Raw genomic sequence first — 2028 nt, forward strand, 5'->3', positions numbered from 1 at the left:
GCGCGTAACGCAGTTGCTACGCAGCGCCGGAGCTCGGGTGGGTGCGGGGGCTGCCAGGATGCTGGGGTGTGCCGGATGAGAAAGCGACCACCGACCAGTGGCCGCGGGACTGGTCGCGGAGATCGAGTGCCTCGCCGACGATCGGGGACATCTTGTGGGCCCGCGTCGGGTGTTGGCGATGAGCGTCAGCGCTTGAGGATCCAAGCGGATGGGGACGTTTCGGTGTTCCAGCTTCAGGGCCTTCGCTTTGGCCTGGATCTTCTGGTTGACCAAGGACAGGTGACTGCTGAGCACGTCCCTCTGGGCGGTGTTGGCGAGCTTGTCTTCGAGTTCGGCGATCTGCATGGTGAGTTCTTCTCGCCGGTCCGGGTGCATCCGGCCTGGCGTGGCTGCTCACGAGCAGTCGTTTGCCGCGACACAGCACATTCGGCGCATATGAACAGCTAACCTGTCGGCACGAATGAGCCAAGGGGGAGGCCGTGGCAGGGGTAGAAATCTTGGCGGCGGTTGCAGCTCAGGCTGCGAGTCTGGCGGCCCGGGATGCCTGGAGGAGACTTCAGGCCACGAAACAGGCCCAGGCAGCAACTCCTGCGCCAGAAGCCGATACGAAGGCCGGTCCCGAGGGGGCAGGAGAGGACTCCGGGCAGACGGTTCCCCTCCCGCTTCCGGTAGAAGTGCCGACGGCACGGCAAGACCCACTCTCTGACGTCCTGGAGACGTACTACAACAAGGTAGGTCGAAGGGCTGACGTCAGTTTCTTCGCAGCGATCATTGCCGCAATCCTGGGATACGTGATCATCGCTGCCGGGATCGCGGTCGGCGTCTCTCGCTCGGACGACATGGCGCTGGCTGTCGTCATGACCGCCGCCGGTGCCTTTTCGCAGGTGCTGTCGTTCTTCTTCTTCCGGAATCGGGCGGAAGAGAGACGGATGATGTTCCGAGTACTGGCTGACTTACGTGACGACGCAGAGAAGAGTGTCCGAGCGGCACGGTCACTGGCGCTCATCGAGCAGGTACAGCAGCCACTCCTCCGGGACAACTTGACGGCGGCCGTTGCTCTGGAGCTGAGCGGCGCTTCTGCTGACCTGAAGGATATTCACGACTCCATGAACCTCTTCGGCGACGGAAGCGCCCCCGACTCCCCGCGCTGAGGAACAGCAGCAGATTGACAGCCCCCAGGTTCATGGGCGCTGGTCGGCGGCGGACCCGTGCGGGCGGAGGACGAGGTTGGTCCGGTCGCCGGAGCCGTAGTCCTTGGCGGCGAGGTAGTTGCCGTTGGCGGCGCGAAGGCGCACTGAGTGGCCGCCGCTGTGCCGGTTGATGTTCTCGACCGTGCGTTACTTCTGCCACCACAGCTGTGCGTCACTGCCCGTGCAGGGAAGGGCGCGCATGTCTTCCCGCTTGCCCACGGCGGTCAGGCACAGGCTCGGCCAGGCGGCGTGGCGCCAACGCACCGGCCCGCCCTTCACGCCGCCGGCCTCTTCGTCGAGCAGGTCTCCCCCCCAACGACCACGTAAGCCCGAGGAGCCGATGTGCCCGCGCACCCTCGTGAACCATCGGCCCGGGTGCCGCGTCATCCTGGTACGTGGCCCGTGCCGGGTGGAGCTGGGCGAGGGAGAGCAGGGGAGGGATGACGGGTGAATCGATCGGGTCTCTCTCCTCGTTCTGTCTGCTGCGCCGTCCAGCAGGTGGCTGTGGCGCAGTCGCAGTGCCCGTTCTGGGCTGGCCGTCAAGGTGGCGACGCCGATGGCGATGTTGCCCCACTTCGGCATGTCGATGGGCGAGGTGAAGGTCCCGGTGTGCTGGGCGATGGCCTCGGATTTGGTGAGCGGCTCGGCAAGTTGTGGGACGAGGACGGCCGGGGCGGTGACGGGCTCGCACAGCGAGAGGAAACCGATGGTGCGGCTGAGCACGGGGGGCGCTCGGTCGAGGCGCGCCCGGCGCCCCTCGGTCGAGTCGGGGTCCGGGACCAGCTGGAACTCGCGGCCTTCGTCGGTGACGTAGTGGCAGCGTTTGAGGCCGAATCCG

2 protein-coding genes and 1 pseudogene are annotated in these 2028 nt (G+C 66.3%); 1 reads left to right on the forward strand and 2 read right to left on the reverse strand.

Going from position 1 to position 2028, the window contains the following annotated elements; translation table 11 throughout:
- A partial coding sequence (locus tag ACZ4XD_RS37360) for a hypothetical protein (RefSeq protein WP_468050021.1) occupies window positions 1-345 on the reverse strand: 345 nt, incomplete at its 3' end.
- 134 nt (window positions 346-479) lie between these two features.
- On the opposite strand from ACZ4XD_RS37360, the gene ACZ4XD_RS37365 reads away from it, so the two are divergent.
- Window positions 480-1151 carry a TRADD-N-associated membrane domain-containing protein gene (locus tag ACZ4XD_RS37365; protein WP_468050023.1) on the forward strand — a complete coding sequence of 224 codons (672 nt, stop codon included), beginning with the start codon at window positions 480-482 and terminating at the stop codon, window positions 1149-1151.
- A 186-nt stretch (window positions 1152-1337) separates the two neighbouring features.
- Here ACZ4XD_RS37365 and ACZ4XD_RS37370 read toward each other — a convergent pair.
- Window positions 1338-2028, reverse strand: a pseudogene (locus ACZ4XD_RS37370) (hypothetical protein); the annotation flags it as partial.

Source organism: Streptomyces sp. NPDC029466 (genome assembly GCF_055574515.1).